The sequence below is a fragment of the Ensifer sp. GW101-20A05 genome (assembly GCF_059424735.1).
In genome coordinates, this window is the sequence record NZ_JBWKZT010000010.1 from 1 (window position 1) to 16,732 (window position 16,732).

At 60.0% G+C, this 16,732-nt stretch carries 12 protein-coding genes, 1 tRNA gene and 3 pseudogenes; 7 read left to right on the forward strand and 9 right to left on the reverse strand.

Translation table 11 applies throughout. The annotated features are described in order from the left end of the window. Positions 1–25 precede the first annotated feature (25 nt). Both AC070A_RS22450 and AC070A_RS22455 read right to left on the reverse strand, forming a co-directional pair. Positions 26–424, reverse strand: coding sequence for a LysR family transcriptional regulator (locus tag AC070A_RS22450; protein ID WP_375374160.1), 399 nt, complete (start codon positions 422–424; stop codon positions 26–28). Positions 425–516: 92 nt separating this feature from the next. Next, complete coding sequence (locus AC070A_RS22455) at positions 517–951, reverse strand: PACE efflux transporter (RefSeq protein ID WP_058329912.1); 435 nt, start codon at positions 949–951, stop codon at positions 517–519. A 651-nt stretch (positions 952–1,602) separates the two neighbouring features. Here AC070A_RS22455 and AC070A_RS22460 point away from each other — a divergent pair. Continuing rightward, positions 1,603–3,207 carry an asparagine synthase-related protein gene (locus AC070A_RS22460; RefSeq protein WP_113737779.1) on the forward strand — a complete coding sequence of 535 codons (1,605 nt, stop codon included), beginning with the start codon at positions 1,603–1,605 and terminating at the stop codon, positions 3,205–3,207. After that, positions 3,200–4,135 (forward strand): phosphotransferase family protein, encoded by a 936-nt coding sequence (locus AC070A_RS22465; protein ID WP_494773587.1) that lies wholly within the window; start codon positions 3,200–3,202, stop codon positions 4,133–4,135. The genes AC070A_RS22460 and AC070A_RS22465 overlap by 8 nt, the downstream gene beginning before the upstream one ends. 173 nt (positions 4,136–4,308) lie before the next feature. Here the strand turns inward: AC070A_RS22465 and AC070A_RS22470 are convergent, their stop codons facing one another. Beyond that, on the reverse strand, positions 4,309–4,953 hold the full coding sequence (locus tag AC070A_RS22470) for a GntR family transcriptional regulator (RefSeq protein ID WP_113737783.1): 645 nt from the start codon (positions 4,951–4,953) through the stop codon (positions 4,309–4,311). A 277-nt stretch (positions 4,954–5,230) separates the two neighbouring features. Here AC070A_RS22470 and AC070A_RS22475 point away from each other — a divergent pair, with 277 nt between their 5' ends. Beyond that, entirely contained in the window at positions 5,231–6,121 is an 891-nt protein-coding gene (locus AC070A_RS22475; protein ID WP_113737785.1) for a LysR family transcriptional regulator, read from the forward strand. A gap of 325 nt (positions 6,122–6,446) precedes the next feature. Here AC070A_RS22475 and AC070A_RS22480 read toward each other — a convergent pair. The 5 genes and pseudogenes from AC070A_RS22480 to phaC all read right to left on the reverse strand — a co-directional run. Further along, a pseudogene (locus AC070A_RS22480) lies at positions 6,447–6,837 on the reverse strand (site-specific integrase); the annotation flags it as partial. A 176-nt stretch (positions 6,838–7,013) separates the two neighbouring features. Further along, positions 7,014–7,658 (reverse strand): annotated as a pseudogene (locus AC070A_RS22485) (JAB domain-containing protein); the annotation flags it as partial. Further along, entirely contained in the window at positions 7,655–8,494 is an 840-nt protein-coding gene (map, locus tag AC070A_RS22490; RefSeq protein ID WP_113737789.1) for a type I methionyl aminopeptidase, read from the reverse strand. The pseudogene AC070A_RS22485 and the gene map, both read right to left, overlap by 4 nt. A 31-nt stretch (positions 8,495–8,525) precedes the next feature. Beyond that, positions 8,526–9,245 (reverse strand): DNA/RNA nuclease SfsA, encoded by a 720-nt coding sequence (gene sfsA, locus AC070A_RS22495; protein WP_057255854.1) that lies wholly within the window; start codon positions 9,243–9,245, stop codon positions 8,526–8,528. Between the two features lie 19 nt (positions 9,246–9,264). Further along, positions 9,265–11,108, reverse strand: a pseudogene (gene phaC / locus AC070A_RS22500) (poly(3-hydroxyalkanoate) polymerase subunit PhaC). 108 nt (positions 11,109–11,216) lie between these two features. Here phaC and AC070A_RS22505 point away from each other — a divergent pair. The 4 genes from AC070A_RS22505 to recJ all read left to right on the forward strand — a co-directional run bounded on the left by AC070A_RS22505 (position 11,217) and on the right by recJ (position 16,320). Then, positions 11,217–11,525, forward strand: coding sequence for a hypothetical protein (locus AC070A_RS22505; RefSeq protein ID WP_057255859.1), 309 nt, complete (start codon positions 11,217–11,219; stop codon positions 11,523–11,525). 125 nt (positions 11,526–11,650) lie between these two features. After that, entirely contained in the window at positions 11,651–12,868 is a 1,218-nt protein-coding gene (locus AC070A_RS22510; protein ID WP_058320631.1) for an LL-diaminopimelate aminotransferase, read from the forward strand. Between the two features lie 89 nt (positions 12,869–12,957). Continuing rightward, positions 12,958–14,280, forward strand: a complete 1,323-nt coding sequence (locus tag AC070A_RS22515; RefSeq protein ID WP_057255863.1) for a homoserine dehydrogenase — start codon at positions 12,958–12,960, stop codon at positions 14,278–14,280. A gap of 237 nt (positions 14,281–14,517) precedes the next feature. Continuing rightward, complete coding sequence (recJ, locus tag AC070A_RS22520; protein WP_113737791.1) at positions 14,518–16,320, forward strand: single-stranded-DNA-specific exonuclease RecJ; 1,803 nt, start codon at positions 14,518–14,520, stop codon at positions 16,318–16,320. A 60-nt stretch (positions 16,321–16,380) separates the two neighbouring features. On the opposite strand, the gene AC070A_RS22525 is transcribed toward recJ, so the two are convergent. Beyond that, a tRNA-Glu gene (locus tag AC070A_RS22525) sits at positions 16,381–16,455 on the reverse strand. Between the last annotated feature and the right edge of the window lie 277 nt (positions 16,456–16,732).

The window sequence follows — 16,732 nt, forward strand, 5'->3', positions numbered from 1 at the left end:
GGATATCAATCACCCCGCGAGTTCATCAGCTCGCAATCTCAAACCTGAGCACGTCCGGTCTTTTGGGGGCAACTCCAACCGGGACATTATAGCCGATAGACAGATCCCCGACGCGTCCTTGTCCGGCAGCACGCATGCTCGCAGCTAGCTGATCGACTTTGCTGACGATGTGGCGCGCCTCGCGAACGAACTCCCTGCCAACCCGAGTAGTCGAAACCCCTGAAGTCGTCCGAATGAACAACGTCGCGCCTAGACGCTCTTCCAAGCGGAAGATGCTCCGGCTAAGCGTCGATCGTTTGATATTGAGTGCCTCCGAAGCGCGATGGAAGCTGCGACAGTCCGCAGCTGCGATTGCATGACGAAGCTGGCGAATATCGAATGGCATGTTTCTTCTCCCGTCGGCGCAGAGCACCTTTCGCCCCATAGCGCCGACCGACGAGGTTGGCCGCGTGACAAGTTTTGTGGGGCGCCATTGCCAGAGCCGAGCGATCTGAGTGACACGCAGCCGCGCCTTCGTTACACAGTGTCCGCCGAACGACGGACGGGCACTGGGAAGGTCCGATCGTAGGCAAGGTTAAAGCCGAAAGCGTAGACCATGTAGAAAACTGCGATCGACACATCCATCACGAATGTGTCCCAGAGCGACATGCCGAGATACCACGAGACCGGGGGGATGAGCATGATCAGAAAGCCGATCTCGAACAGGGCCGTGTGCAGGAGGCGCAGCGCGTAGGTCTTCGTCGTATTCCCGACGAGGCGCAGCATCGTGTGTTCAAAGCCGAGATTGAAACCGAAATTCCAGATGGTCGCTAAGGCCGATGCGAAAATGCCGACGACGCCCATGTGACTTGCGGGCTGGTCGAACACGTAAGCCCCGGCCGGCGTGACGATAGCCAATCCGAGCGCCTCAAACAGGACCGCGTGCCGCATTCGATCAGGGAAAGTGCGCATAGTAGACACGACGAAATCTTCCTTCTCTGTTGCGTGACCGCGACCTTTCTATCTGTATGATGAGGTGCATCAAGTTAGGTATTATCTGGAATATAGATAGGTTTCGGTTTGCAGGGGTCAGCTTGACGCTTATCTGGCACCCGGCGCACACGGGTCGTTTTCCGCTGTTGCCAGCGGTCTGCGAAAGGCGCCGGCGCCCGACAGTACTCAGCTAGGAAATCTTGAGCAGGATCTTGATGTCGGGCGGTACAACCGATGGGGACGCACCCCGCACTTACATCGGCCGAGGATCGGCTCCTACCAGGAGCCAAGGTAAAGCTCGATCATCGAGACCGCCCGATCGGTCACCCGAGCAAAGATTTGGCCGCTAGGGAGTGCTCTGGCAGCACACCTGGAATGTCGGAAGTGTTTGCAAATACAATAGCTTATATCGACGCATTTGCAGCTATAAATGGAAACATTTGGACATAATCGCGTGGGCAGCGGAAGGTTCTGGCGTTAGCAACGTCATCGAAAGGAAAGGACAATGAACACCTTCAAATCGATCGCACCCATGAAGCGTAGCAAGCGGATGGCCCGTGCCACCAAATTTCTGATGCAGGGCGACAGCAACCGCTTCCGCTACTGACAGTTGGACGCGCGGAGGCCGCTATGATCACATTCGAGCTGCAGCTGAATGAGTGCCTCCGCGCGCCGCTTCTGAAGGGCAAGACGTGTCGTCTGGGCGATCGGTCATTTGTTAAAGCCTTCTCGCATCCAACGATATCGATGGAGCTCATGTTGGCTGAAGGACGTTGGCTGATCGTCGTTCATGAACGCGGTAGGGAGGAAGGTTCCGTCACACTCCATCCTTCCGGGGAGATGCTGTCGGAATCTGCCTACGAGGAGGCCTTTCGCGAAATCGTCGGTTTTCCGAATGAACTCTTTGCGATCGAATGCGCCTACGGCGCCGGCGCGACCCGCATAAGGCTCCTGTCGGGATCGAATGGAACCTGTCCGATCTACGTCTCCGGAGAGGGGCCGAAGTTAACGGGCAGCTGGGACGTCCTGATGCTTGCTCGTGATCGGTCGAACAAGTGCTTCGACCAACAGTTTCTTATTCACGCCGCTTATCGGGCAGTATATTCGACCCGTACCCCATACCATGGCGTCGCCATGATGCCGCCCTGGTCAGTCATCAACTGGGACGGCGGCACGCCGAGCCTGACAGGGCCGGAACCAGACCTTGACTTCGATGGGCCAATCGATGTCCACAAGGCGCGTGCCTTATCCGACTTCAGCTCGTTACTGGATGACGTCTGGAAGACACGAGCGCTTGTTCCGGCCGCGACCGCGATTGAACTGAGCGGGGGCTACGACTCGGCGGCCGTTGCGTTGTCGTTTGCAAGGAGCGTCGGGCACGGTGCGCGTCATCTGTCGATCCTGGTGCCCAATGCGAGCCTTTCGGCAAGCCAGGAGAAGCGCATCTCCACCGTAGTTTCGGCCTGCCGCGCGAATTCGCGGATTCTATCGATGCGGGATTACCTACCCAGTTACGCGAACCTGGCGCGATTTCAGAGCCTCTATTACCAGAGCGAATCCTACTACGCGGCATTCCACAAGCTGTGGGCCGGTGCCCGTCAGGCAGGCGCAGACACGGTCATCAGCGGCCATGGCGGCGACGAACTGTTCCCGACATTTCAGGGCGAAAAGTTTGAAACCGATCGTCTGCGGCATGCAGTCGGGCCGGATCCGAGCTTCGTCGAAGGTCAGTTCCTGAATTGCCTGACGAAATCAGCAAGGGAACTGGCTGAGGCACCGCTCTGGGGCGCGGCCGGGGTGGCGCCGAGCAGGACATCCGCGCTCTCAGCGATGGCACGTCACACGCCGCTGGTCATGCAAGAAGGCGTGTGGCCGCTCTATCCGCTGTGCAACGTCCCGTTGGTGCGCTTCTGTCATGCGTTGCCGTTCGAGCTTCGCTTTGAAAAGGCGCTTCTCTTATCCTACATCGAGCATTCGATCCCAAGCACATCGATCTTCCGCAACTACCAGAAGGAAAATTTCCTTGATGGTGACATTTCCGGATTGTTGAAGGAAGAAAACAAAATCAGATCGTTGGTGCGCGACATGGCGGTGTATGACTTCGACCTCGTACTGCCACGACAATTTCGAGCGGATGTCGAGCGGTTCTACGATTCGAAATCGTTTGAGCTACTGCACCACATTTGCTCGATCTTGCATCTGGAGGCCTTTTTTCGGGAGAGTGCATATGCGTGACGTTGAGGACCTCGAGAATGCCGAGCGCACCCTGTCCAGGGTTCTGGATCAGGGCAACCTTCATCTGGAGCTTGTGCTCAACGGGGTGAATAAGACTTTCGCCGGGCGCTGCGAGCAAGGCGATTTCTATCTTCGACTGTCCCCGGAACGTCTCCACTCGTCCGTCGAGTTAAAGCGCGAGGCGAAGATCCTAACCTGCATCACGGACCACGAACAAATCGCAGCAAAGCCATTCATGGATCCGCAACATGCGGGAACCGCCTTCGTGTGGGATGGCGCGCCCTATTTTGGAATTGCCACCACCGTCGCGCCCGGAGATCCGTACGATAATTCAGTCGGTCAGTTGAGACCGTTCGGGCGGGCGCTTGGGAAACTGCACGCCATTCCCATAACCGGAAAGGTCGAGCGGGTGGACAGCGCACCCCATCTGGCCGCATCGGGAAAATTGGTCGAAGAGATCTCCCTGGTCCAAGGTGCGATCTTCCAATGGTCAAATCGCGGCGAGCCGACCAGCTCAGGCAAGACTTCCATCCGGCACGGCGATGCCTGGCCGGGGAACGGACGCTTTGGCGAATCCAGGGTAACCCTTTTCGATTTCGAGCACACATCCATTGGAGATCCGGTAGCAGATGTCGCCAACGTCGCTTGGTGGCTGACCGGTCTTCAACAGCCAACTGAGATCAAATCCCAATTGTGGAACGCCTTCCTGGAAGGCTATGACGAGACACAGGATGGGGAGAGGGCGGATATGTCCAGTCTTCCATACCATGTTCTCTCGGTCGAACTCCGATCGCTATTATTTCTGCGGGACTTTATCAAGCTCTCGCTGGAAGTGGAGAAAAGCGTCATCGCCGGGACGCAACATCTCGTTGGCGTGTGGCGAAACCGTGCTGTCCCCGAAAGCGGATTTCTGAAGGATGGCTGGTAAACCGCGGATCGATTTTTTTGCGAAGTCTGCACAGTCATGGAAACACGCCTATGGAGATCGATCTAGCTCAGCGGTTACGTTCAGGCGTTCACGCCGGCGCCCGTCGTCACAGCGCCGTGGCTCCGGTTGAGGGAGGAGAGGGGCGAATGGGGGGGGTGCAAAGCTGTGCCTTCTCAGCTCTCCTTGAACAGGCGTTCGGCCGCGCTCTGAGTGTGGGCAAGCGATATTATCCGTTCTACCGTGGAAGACATCCGATGGACCTGATTGGAGATCTCCTCAATATCGCCAGCACTGACGATAAGCTCAATTATCCTGCGGACGGTCGCCTTCAAATCTGTGTATTCCGCGTCACACTCGTTGGGCGGGGTGAGCAAAAGATTATCCAGTGCGATCGAGAACAGAAGATACTCGATGTCCGAAAGGCTGAACTTCCCGATGGCGTCTGCGATACGGAAGCAAAATATGGAAGGATGCAGTTCGTCCTTTCCCGCCGCAGCCATCTGAATACTCGCGATGAGGAATTCTCGGTCCTCGCGCAGCAGGAATTTCTCTACCGCCTTCTGAAAGAGAGACCGAGCCCACATGAGGGCATCGAGTTGTTCGCGCTGCAAGGGCTTATGAACGTGATAGGTTTGCCTCGCGTCGCCGCGAATGAATCGTCGCTCCGCCAACCGGATTAGCGCCTCCCTCACGGGGACCGCACTGATATTTAGGGCCCGGGCAATCTCCGTTACGTCAATTCCCGACCCGGCAGCAAGTCCGCCGGTTAACACCAGTTGTCTGATATACGCTCTTGCGACTACGGACTTCGCGTCCATGTTCCATCTCCCACTGATTGGCAGGACCAAGATAAGAACAAACGATCCTTGATTCGTCTGATCCGGCGAGCGACAGCCCCGGCACGGCGTGGACCTGTATGCTTCCTCATCGGTGCCCGTTCGCGCACTCCGCGACCACGACTCAAGCGGCTCGAAAAGCCCGCCCAGCGTGACGTACGCTAGGAACGTCGAAGCCTTCCCTGTGCGGCGTTGACCGCGCCATTTCTATCTGCATCATGCAGTGGATCAAGTTAAGTTATATCTGGATTGTAGATAGATGCCCGTTTCCCTGGAACAATTGCAAGCATTCGTTGCGGCCGCAGAGCACGGTTCATTCTCTGCCGCGGGCCGGGCTTTACGAAAAGCGCAGTCGGCCGTGAGCACCCAAGTCGCAAATCTTGAGGAGGATCTTGGTCTCGACCTGTTCGACCGGTCGGGACGGAATCCTTCACTTACAACGGCGGGGGAACGGCTCCTTCTTGAAGCCAAGGTGATCCTGGATCGTCGGGAACACCTGATCGGCGTCGCTAGCAGCTTCGAGGCCCATATCGAGACGCGCCTGGTCGCCGCCATCGATGAGCTCTACCCCGACCGGGAATTGGGGGCGCTTTTCGCGGAGTTTGCAGCTTGTTTCCCGCATGTTGAACTCGAGCTCCTATTTCCGATGATGGAGGACGTGAGCCGCCTCGTATTGGACGGAAAAGCCGACATTGGCATCTTGTGGCGCCAGGAGAAACTGCCTCCAGAACTTGGGTTCCAGACTCTTGGCTGGATTCCGCTGAAAATGGTGTGCTCAAAGGATCACCCGCTGGCGAACGCTCATGTGGACTGGGAGGAACTGAAGCGTCATCGGCAGATCATGGTTGCCGTACGGAGCGAGGGGCCGGAAAGACAGCGGTTGCGGACGGCCGCGGAAGTCTGGTGGGTCGAAAGTCAGTGGGTCATATTGCAGTTGGTCAGGCAAGGCATCGGTTGGGCGCTGGTTCCTGACCACGTCATCGCAAATTCACCGCATGCACCTTATCTCGTCACTCCGGAGCTCCAGTTCGGCGACGGCCAGTTTCCCGTCGCACTGGAAATGATCTGGCACAAACAACGAGCTTGCGGGCCAGCCGCGAAGTGGCTTCGCGAACGCTTCGCCGCCACGAAGATCGATGCCAATACGTGAAGGGAGTGATCATCGTGAACTGCGGCGAAATCCGACAGTTAATTCAGATGGTTAGTTGTTCATTTATCTTTTTGCGGCATTGCGATACCGTCTCGCGGGCCGCCTCACAACTTTGACTATCGCCCATCTTCACTCACCGCCAATGGCGTAGCATGGCGAACTGCGCGAGTAGCGGTTAGTCAGAACGTGGGTTTCATGACGAATTCTTCGCTGGCTTGTCTAGCGGTGACCCTTCATCAAGTCTGGGCGTGGTAGCGGTCGTCGAGTGGACCGGAGTCGCCATGCGAACACCCTGCTAAAATTTGAGCACTTTGCGATGACACAGGAGTCCCTTCTCAGCTTCCTTCCAGGATGGCTTGCCGGCGGCCTTGAGCGACGCGACATACGCTTCGAAGAGGTCCGCGACGGTCCCGGGGCGGGTGTCGCCGGCGATCTTGATGCTGCGCCCCTTTTGGATCATGTCGGCATAGTCGCGTTTGAACACTTCGCGCGCCTGACTGAGGCTCATCGAGGGATAAGAGCCGAGCTTCTTCTTGAGGCGCTTTTGGTCCCGCCACTGCTGGGCCATCCAATCCGCAGTGACGCGGGTCGGCATTTGGTTTCATGACTAGGACGAGACGTCCCGTTCCATGACCCTCGCCATCAATGAGGCTTAGCTGCTTTCTTGTCTGCTCCACTTGTTTGAGAGCTCGGCGAAAGGCACTGGGCTCTCCCATGGGCTTTCTAGTGGGGTCACCAGACGGGTTGCTGGGGTCTGGGACTGGGGCCAAAAAGGGCTTCGATCCCTCAAAAGCCGACCCCAATATGCCATGGCATCCGACTCTTCGACAAGCCAGAAAACCGTTATTATTCAGTGAGCTACAGCGTGATCGAGCGTGATCGAAAAGGGCGGAGTGGGATGATTGTGCACGAGAATGATCGCGGTGGCGGAGAGTTCGAGTGCGCGTTTGACCACCTCGCGCGGATAGACAGGCGTGTGGTCGATCGTGCCGGTCTGCTGCACCTCGTCGGCGATCAACGTGTTGCGCTTGTCCAGAAACAGGATCCGGAATTGTTCTTTGGTTTCGTAGGCCATTTCCGCGTGGCAATAATCGATGACGGCGCTCCAGGAAGAGAGAAGGTGCTTCTGGCGAAGCTCGCTTTTCAGGGTGCGATGGCCGATGGTGGAGATCAGCTTTAGGTCGAGGGCAACAGCCTCACCGATGCCGTTCACCTCCTGCAAAAGCGCAATCGGCGCGCCGAAGACCCCGGCAAGCGTCCCGAAACGGCTGATGAGCGCCTTGGCGATCGGCTTGGTATCCTTGCGCGGGATCAGCCGGAACAAGAGCATTTCCAGGATCTCGTAGTCCGCCAGCGCCGCGTCGCCGTGCTCGCGGTAACGCGCCCGCAGCCGATCGCGATGGCCGTGATAATGCGCTTCGGGCGCCGGCGCCTTCTTGGCCGCCGGTCCGCCGTCCAACTGCAATTGCGGAAAAAACGTCCTCTCGTCCGCCGATGGCGTTTCGTCGCCCTCAGGGGAGATCGGACGCTTCTTCATGCTGCGCCGACGTTGTTGAGGCCCGGCTTGAACAGGCCGGCCGGCGACAGCGTGAAGATCTCGCACCCCCCGGCGGTCACGCCGACCGTGTGCTCGTACTGCGCCGAAAGCGACCGGTCGCGGGTAACGGCGGTCCAGCCATCCGAGAGCACCTTCACATGCGGGCGGCCGAGATTGATCATGGGCTCGATCGTGAAGATCATGCCCTCGCGCAATTCGGGGCCCTCGTTGGCGCGGCCGTAGTGCAGGATGTTCGGCGCGTCGTGGAAAAGCTTGCCGACGCCGTGGCCGCAGAAATCGCGCACGACCGAGCAACGTTCCGCTTCGGCATAGGTCTGGATCGCCTCGCCGATGGCACCGGTGCGAGCACCCGGGCGTACGGCGGCAATGCCACGCATCAGGCTTTCATGGGTGACATCGAGCAGCCGCTCGGCCGCGCGCTTGATCTCGCCGACCGGATACATGCGGCTCGAGTCGCCATGCCAGCCATCGACGACATAGGTAACGTCGATATTGACGATGTCGCCTTCGCGCAGCGGCTTGTCGTTGGGGATGCCGTGACAGACGACGTGATTGATCGAGGTACAGGAGGACTTCGTGTAGCCGCGGTAGTTCAGCGTCGCGGGCAGGGCGCCATTGTCCATGCCGAACTCGAAGACGAAGCGGTCGATCTCGTCGGTCGTGACGCCCGGCTGAACGCGCGAAACGAGTTCGTCGAGGCAGCGCGCTGTCACCTGGCAGGCCTTGCGCATGCCCTCAAAATCTTCCGGTGCGTAGAGCCGGATAACGCCGGTGTTTTTGTAGGGGGCCGACCCTGCCTCGATGTAAGTCACCATTCCAAAGCTTTCATTTGTTCCAAGTCGGATTTCATAGAGCAGCGAGGGCGCCTTCGTCCACTGCCATCAATCCGGTCGGACGGATTTGCGTCGGCGATACCTGACATTTGATCGCATAGGCCTCGACCCCACGCGCCATGGCGCGATCGAAGGCTTGCGCATAGGCCGGATCGAAATCGCGGCAGATTCTCAAACGGTCGCAGTCGCCGCGCTGCACAAGATAGATCATGACGGCGCGGTGACCGGCTGCGATCATGTCGCCGAGTTCGTCGAGATGTTTGGCGCCGCGTGCCGTCGGGCTATCTGGAAACTCCGCGAGACCGGGCGTGCGACTGAAATGCACGTTCTTCACCTCGACATAGGCAAGGCCTCGATCGGCGTCGCTGAGCAGGATATCGATCCGCGAATTGCGGCCGTATCTCTGTTCCCGCGCGAAGCCTTGATATGTATGCAGATCGGAAACGAGGCGCAGTCGAATGGCTTCTTCAGCGAGTCGGTTCGGCAAGCCGGTATTGATCCCGACCAGTGTGCCGTCGGCTTCGACGATTTCGAGCATGTGACGGTATTTCCGCGTCGGGCTGTCGTGTTCCGACATCCAGATGCGCGAGCCCGGCGTCGTCAGGCCTCGCATCGAGCCTGTGTTCGGGCAGGAGCCGGTCATGGCGGTACCGTCGGGCTGGATCGCATCGAAGAGAAAGCGCTTGTAGCGCTGCACGAGGGTTGCCTGTGCGAGCGGCGGGTCGAAGATCAAGACATGTCCTGCAACTGTTTCATGCCCGGGCGCGAACGTACGAGCCCGGCGCTTCCTCGAGCGAATTCAGCGGGCCGCCGGGCTTGCGGGCCGGAACGCGTCTCTTGTCGAGCTTCTCGATCCATTGGTGCCAATGCGGCCACCAGGATCCCGGCGTTTCCTTCGCAGCCTTGAACCAATCGTCAAACTCGCCCTTGGGCGCGCCTCCGGTCCAGAACTGATACTTGCCCTTGTCCGGCGGGTTGACGACGCCGGCAATGTGACCGGAGCCGGAAAGCACGTAGGTGACCTTGCCGCCGAAGGAAGAGCTGCCGAGGAAAACCGACCGCGGCGGGGCGATGTGGTCTTCCTTGGTGGCGAGATTGTAGATCGGGATTTTCACGTCGCCGAGCGACACCTGCCGGCCCGCCAGCATCATCTCGCCCTTCGAGAGTTTGTTCTCGAGGTAGCAATTGCGCAGATAGAAGGAGTGGTTGGCGGCCGGCATCCTTGTCGAATCGGAATTCCAGTAGAGCAGGTCGAAGGGCAGGGGATCCTGCCCCTTGAGGTAGTTGTTGACGAAGTAAGGCCAGATCAGCTCGGAGGCGCGTAGCATGTTGAAGGCGGTCGCCATCTTCGAGCCGTCGAGATAGCCCGTCACGCTCATGTTCTGTTCGATCTGGCGAATCTGCTCCTCGTCGACGAAGACCTTGAGGTCGCCCGCATGGGTGAAATCGACTTGCGTGGTAAAGAGGGTCGCGGAGCGAATGCGATCGTCGCCTTCGGCGGCATGCAGCGCGAGGGTCGCCGCAAGCAAAGTGCCGCCGACGCAATAGCCGATGGCATCGACTTCGCGCTCGCCTGCTCGACGATATCGAGCGCAAAGCCGATGCCTTCGCGCGCATAGGCTTCCCAGTCCTTGGTTGCGTGTCGTTCATCCGGGTTCACCCAGGAGATCACGAACACCGTGTGCCCTTGGTCGACGGCCCATTTGATGAAGGATTTCTGCGGGTTGAGATCGAGAACGTAGAACTTGTTGATCCACGGCGGGCAGATCAGCAACGGACGCTTCAACACCGTCTCCGTCGTTGCTTCATACTGCAGCACCTGGCAGACGTCGCTTTGGGCGATGACCTTGCCTGGCGTGATCGCGATATTCTCGCCGATCGCGAACTTGCTGGTATCCGTCTGCCGCAGTTTGAGGTCGCCGCGGCCGGCGGCGACGTCCTCGGCGAACATCTGCATGCCCTTGACGAGGTTGGCGCCGTTCGATGCGACGGTTTCGCGATAGAGTTGCGGATTGGTGGTGACGAAGTTCGTGGGCGAGAGCGCGCTCGAAACCTGGCGTACGTAGAAAGCCGCCTTGTGCTTGGTGTGATCGTCGAGCCCTTCGGCGTCCTCGACCATGCGCTCGGCCCAATCCGACGTGACGAAATAGGCCTGCCGGATGAAATCGAAGAACGGGTTCTTCACCCAATCCTCGTCGGTAAAGCGCTTGTCAGTGCGCTGGAGAGCGGCAGGCTCCGGCATTCCGACGTCGCCGGACATGCGATGGAGCGTCCGCGACCAGATCTCGAAGAAGCTGCCCATCAGGTGCGTCTGCGCTTCAAGCGTTCGCCGGGGATCGGAAAGCCAGTACTCGGAGACCTTGGAGAGCGTTTTCACCATGTCGGTGACGGGTTCGGAGAAGACGTCCGATTTCTGTCCCGATTCACGCGGCGCCAGCCAGGCGGAGGCCGCCTTGCCGAGTTGCTCCATGGCGCGGGCGAGGTTGACGGCGAGGCTTTCCGGGTCCTTGACGATATAAGGTTCGACGGATTTGGGGTCGAATCCCGTGAAACCGTCCTTGCCAGCGGTGCCTTCCGTTTTCCTCTCTGCTGTCACCCGGCGTCCTCCACAGCATCTTGTTTGTTTTGTATTTTTACATTCTGCCCGAAAATGATTACAAGGGCTAGCGCATCGTCGCGTGTCAAAACAGAGGTCGTCTTCAGTATGCTTGCCGTCGGAAAACAGCGTTCCATCACCTGGCTTGCCGGGATCGTTCTGCTAGGCACGCTTGCAGGCTGCAACAGTCAGAAGACCAACTTCGAGAACTATCCTTCGGTCTATGGCCAGAAGCCGGCCGCAACGACGCAGATGACCAATGAGGAGGCGGCCGACATGCAGGCGCGCCTGACGTCGCTTGGCGCTGCGCGCAAGTCCGGCGCGATCTCGGAAGCCGAATATCAGCGGCGCCTGAAGGAAATGCGTGCACTCGCCGAACAGCACGGTACCGACACGCTGAAAGAGATCCAGAATTAGCGCTTGCCTTTCCGGTGATTTGGACGCAAAGCGTTCAATGGCCGCATGGACGGCCGTTCACCACAGCGCACGGTTTCCCAAGGCTTGAGCCGCTGGCGGGAGCGTGCGCCAAATGAGGTTTGGAGATGGAAGAGTTTCACAAAGTCCGGCGTTTGCCGCCCTATGTTTTCGAACAGGTCAACCGTTTGAAAGCAAGCGCGCGAGCGGCCGGTGCTGACATCATCGACCTCGGCATGGGCAATCCGGATCTTCCCACTCCGCAGTCGATTGTCGACAAGCTCTGCGAGGCCGTTCAGGACCCGCGCACGCATCGTTATTCGTCGTCGAAGGGCATTCCCGGGCTGCGTCGTGCCCAGGCCGCCTATTACGCCCGTCGCTTCGGCGTCAAGTTGAACCCGGATACGCAGGTCGTCGCCACCCTTGGCTCCAAGGAAGGCTTCGCCAACATGGCGCAGGCGATCACAGCGCCCGGCGACGTGATCCTGTGCCCCAACCCGACCTATCCGATCCATGCCTTCGGCTTCCTGATGGCGGGCGGCGTTATCCGTTCGATCTCGGTCGAACCCGACGAAACGTTCTTCGGGCCGCTGGAACGCGCCGTGCGGCACTCGATCCCGAAGCCGCTGGCGCTGATCCTCAACTATCCGTCGAACCCGACGGCGCGGGTGGCAACGCTCGACTTCTACAAGGACGTAATCGCGTTCGCGAAGAAGCACGACATTATCGTGCTTTCCGATCTCGCCTATTCGGAAATCTACTTCAACGACGCGCCGCCGCCGTCGGTCCTGGAAGTTCCGGGTGCGATCGACTGCACGGTCGAATTCACCTCGATGTCGAAGACATTTTCGATGCCCGGCTGGCGCATGGGCTTTGCCGTCGGCAACGAGCGGCTGATCGCGGCACTGACGCGGGTGAAGTCCTACCTCGACTATGGTGCGTTCACGCCGATCCAGGTTGCCGCCACACAGGCGCTCAACGGTGACGGCAGCGACATCGCCGAAGTCCGCAACGTCTACAAGCGCCGTCGCGACGTGATGGTCGAGAGCTTCGGCAAGGCCGGCTTCGAAGTGCCGCCGCCGGCAGCGACCATGTTTGCCTGGGCAAAGATCCCGGAAAAGTTCCGTCATCTCGGTTCGCTCGAGTTCTCGAAGCTCCTGGTCGAGAAGGCTGATGTGGCAGTTGCTCCGGGCATCGGCTTTGGCGAGCAGGGCGACGACTACGTGCGTCTCGCTCTCGTCGAGAACGAACACCGCATTCGCCAGGCGGCGCGCAACATCAAGAAATTCCTGTCGACTGCCGACGAGACGATGCATAACGTCATCTCGCTCAACGCACACAGGTGATTAAGACGGGAGGCGCGCTACGTGTGCGCCTCCTTCCACGCCGGCACCGCGGTTCTCGCGGCTCGCCCTCTACATGTTAGGAAATGGCTATGGCAGATGCCCTCAAAATCGGCATTGCGGGCTTGGGTACCGTCGGTGCCTCGCTCGTGCGAATCCTCCAGGATCGTCACGAGATGCTTGCGACAACGTGCGGGCGGGCAATCGAGACCACGGCCGTAACCGCGCGCGACCGCAACAGGGATCGCGGCGTCGATCTTTCGAAGGCGACCTGGTTCGAAGATGCCGTTTCGCTGGCGCGGGACGCCGATATCGACGTCTTCGTCGAGCTGATGGGCGGCTCGGGCGATCCGGCCTATTCAGCCGTCAAGGCGGCGCTTGAGCGCGGCATTCATGTCGTGACCGCCAACAAGGCGCTGCTTGCTGCCCATGGCATCGAGCTCGCCAAGATCGCCGAGGAGAAGGGCGCGCTGCTTAACTACGAAGCGGCGGTTGCCGGCGGTATCCCGGTCATCAAGGCTCTGCGCGAGTCCATGACCGGCAACACGATCTCGCGCGTCTACGGGATCATGAACGGTACCTGCAATTACATCCTGACGAAGATGGAGAAGGAAGAGCTTTCCTTCGAAGCCTGCCTCAAGGAAGCGCAGCGCCTCGGCTATGCCGAAGCCGATCCCGCCTTCGACATCGAAGGCAACGACACGGCGCACAAGCTGTCGATCCTCACGAGCCTTGCCTTCGGAACGGCGATTGCGGCCGACGACATCTATCTCGAAGGCATCACCAACATCTCGATCGACGACATCCATGCGGCAGCCGATCTCGGTTACCGGATCAAGCTTCTGGGCGTCGCACAGCGCACCGACAGCGGCATCGAGCAGCGCGTCCACCCGACGATGGTGCCCTATGATTCCGTCATCGCGCAGGTCGACGGCGTGACCAATGCGGTCGCAATCGAATCCGACATTCTCGGCGAATTGCTGATGGTCGGCCCCGGTGCCGGCGGCAATGCAACCGCCTCGGCGGTGCTCGGCGATATCGCCGACATTGCGAAGAGCCGTCCCGGCGCCCAGCACGTTCCGGCCTTCGGCCGCCCGACCCATGCGCTGCTTCCCTACAAGCGCGCGCAGATCCAGAGCCACGAAGGCGGCTACTTCATCCGCCTGAAGGTCGTCGACCGCACCGGCGTTTTCGCCAGCATCGCCACCCGCATGGCGGACAACGGCATCTCGCTGGAATCGATCATGCAGCACTCCAAGCAACTCATGGAAGGCGGCGAGCCGCAGACGATCATCCTGGTGACGCATGCGACCTCGGAGCATTCCGTTCGCGATGCCATCAAGGCGATCAAGGGCGAGGGTTATCTCGTCGGCGAACCGCAGGTCATCCGCATCGAACGCCCGAAGGCGAACTGAGGACGGCATAGCCCTCAGGCCGCAAGGCACGACGGCGCGTAGCGCTGGACTGCCACCGATAGAATGGAAGCCTCGTCGTGCAAGCATGCCGGCGAGGCTTCCTGATTTGGGCAGGGCAGGAGGTTGGTGCCAAAAAGGGATCGCGGAACGTGGATCTCTGTGTATGTCGTTCCAAAAACGGTCACGATTTTCGGGGTTATGCGCTAAGAAACGTTAAGCGCAGGCGGGTGGACGAGCATGGAAGAATTGGTGGATCCGGTACAGCGGGCCTTTCTCGGCGTCGAGCAGTCGATCAGCGGTCAGCGCTGGGTGTCGCGGCTAGATCAGGCCGGCCAGAACCGGGCGCTCGCCATCAGCCAGGTCCACGGCTATTCCGATCTGCTCGGTCGCGTGCTTGCCGGCCGCGGTGTCGTGCTTGACGACGCGGCGAGCTTCCTCGATCCGACGCTGCGGTCGCTGATGCCGGATCCCGATTCGCTCACCGATTGCCGCAAGGCCGCCGATCGCCTGGCAGTGGCCATCAAGCGGCGCGAAAAGGTCGTGGTCTTCGGCGATTACGACGTCGACGGTGCCGCCTCTTCGGCACTGATGACCCGCTTCCTCCGTCATTTCGGCATCGATGCGGAGATCTATATTCCCGATCGGATATTCGAGGGCTACGGGCCGAATCCCGCGGCCATCGAACAACTGATCGACAACGGCGCCGAACTTATCGTGACCGTCGACTGCGGCTCGACGAGCCATGAAGCGCTCGCGGTGGCGGCGAAACGCGGCATCGATGTGGTCGTCATCGACCACCACCAGGTTGGCTCAGCGCTGCCGGCCTGTCATGCGCTCGTCAATCCCAACCGGGAGGACGATCTTTCCGGACAAGGACATCTCTGCGCCGCCGGCGTCGTCTATCTCGTTCTCGTCAACACGCTGCGCGTTCTCCGCAATGCCGGCGATGGCCGTGTTGCATCCTTCGATCTGCTGGCGCAGCTCGATCTGGTGGCACTGGCGACCGTCTGCGATGTCGTGCCGCTCAAGGGCCTCAATCGGGCCTATGTCGTCAAGGGACTGATTGCCGCGCGGCACATGGGCAATGTTGGGCTCGCGGCGCTGCTGAGGAAGGCGGCGATCGGCGGTCCGGTCACGCCCTATCACCTGGGGTTTCTGGTGGGGCCACGAATCAATGCCGGTGGCCGCATCGGCGACGCAGCGCTCGGCAGCCGCCTTCTGGCGATGGACGATGCCGGAGCGGCGGAAAAGATCGCGGCACAGCTTGATGAACTCAACCGCGAACGCCAGGCCATGGAAGCCGCCATGCTGGCCGAGGCCGAGGCCGAGGTTCTGGCGGAATACGGCACCGGCGAGGGCGCCTCGGTAATCGTTACGGCGCGCGAAAACTGGCACCCCGGCATCGTCGGGCTGCTCGCCGCCCGCATCAAGGAAAAATTCCGCCGGCCGACCTTTGCCATCGCCTTCGATCCGAATGGGCGCGGCACTGGCTCAGGCCGTTCGATCAATGGCTTTGACATGGGCAAGATGGTCCGGGCGGCCGTCGATGGGGCCCTGCTGGTCAAAGGCGGCGGTCACGCGATGGCCGCCGGCCTCACGGTGGAGCGTGCGAAGCTCGGCAAACTCCGGCAATTCTTCGAGGAGCGTGCGGAGGCGGCGGTGCGTGATCTCGTCGCCATCCAGACGCTCAAGGTTGATGGCGCGCTCGCCGCCTCCGGCGCGACGCTGGAGCTTATCGATCTCCTGGAACAGGCCGGCCCCTACGGCTCGGCGCATCCGCAGCCCGTCTTCGCATTCCCGCAGCATCGGCTGCGCGACAGCCGACAGGTGGGCGCCAACCACATCAAGGTGACGCTGGAAGGCCAGGACGGCAGCCGGCTCGACGGGATTGCGTTCCGGGCAACGGAGACGCCACTCGGCGATTTTCTGCTCGCGAGCCGCGGCACGTCTATTCATGTGGCAGGTTCGGTCTCGGCGGACCTTTGGCAAGGCCAGCGCCGCGTGCAGCTACGCGTCACGGATGCCGCGAGGGCCCTGTAACCTCGCCGAACAGGAATCGCTCTGATTTGAGTGCCGGCTGGTGATCTTGCGAGCAGGGATTGGCACGCCCAACGGGACTCGAACCCGTGTTGCCGCCGTGAGAGGGCGGCGTCCTAACCACTAGACGATGGGCGCCTATGCTTCTGACTCATGAACTTGCAACGCAGTCTTGCGGCCGTGAGCAAATTCATCTGCGGATATTATGCTTTTTCAGCGCAAACGACGACATAAATCCAACTGCATCGCTCCGGCGACAAGGTCGCGAGATTCGATCGAAAGTGAGCCGCAAGCGCAAGTTTACTGCGTAGCTATATTGGAAATGTGGGGGAGAAATTCAACACAGTGGCACGCCCTAGGGGAGTCGAACCCCTCTTCCCAGAATGAAAATCTGGTGTCCTAACCGATAGACGAA

Coding starts and splice junctions, on each gene's coding strand:
- AC070A_RS22450 (WP_375374160.1), bottom strand. CDS start 424: ATGGGGCGAAAGGTGCTCTGCGCCGACGGGAGAAGAAACATGCCATTC.
- AC070A_RS22455 (WP_058329912.1), bottom strand. CDS start 951: ATGCGCACTTTCCCTGATCGAATGCGGCACGCGGTCCTGTTTGAGGCG.
- AC070A_RS22460 (WP_113737779.1), top strand. CDS start 1,603: ATGATCACATTCGAGCTGCAGCTGAATGAGTGCCTCCGCGCGCCGCTT.
- AC070A_RS22465 (WP_494773587.1), top strand. CDS start 3,200: ATGCGTGACGTTGAGGACCTCGAGAATGCCGAGCGCACCCTGTCCAGG.
- AC070A_RS22470 (WP_113737783.1), bottom strand. CDS start 4,953: ATGGACGCGAAGTCCGTAGTCGCAAGAGCGTATATCAGACAACTGGTG.
- AC070A_RS22475 (WP_113737785.1), top strand. CDS start 5,231: ATGCCCGTTTCCCTGGAACAATTGCAAGCATTCGTTGCGGCCGCAGAG.
- map (WP_113737789.1), bottom strand. CDS start 8,494: ATGGTGACTTACATCGAGGCAGGGTCGGCCCCCTACAAAAACACCGGC.
- AC070A_RS22505 (WP_057255859.1), top strand. CDS start 11,217: ATGCTTGCCGTCGGAAAACAGCGTTCCATCACCTGGCTTGCCGGGATC.
- AC070A_RS22510 (WP_058320631.1), top strand. CDS start 11,651: ATGGAAGAGTTTCACAAAGTCCGGCGTTTGCCGCCCTATGTTTTCGAA.
- AC070A_RS22515 (WP_057255863.1), top strand. CDS start 12,958: ATGGCAGATGCCCTCAAAATCGGCATTGCGGGCTTGGGTACCGTCGGT.
- recJ (WP_113737791.1), top strand. CDS start 14,518: ATGGAAGAATTGGTGGATCCGGTACAGCGGGCCTTTCTCGGCGTCGAG.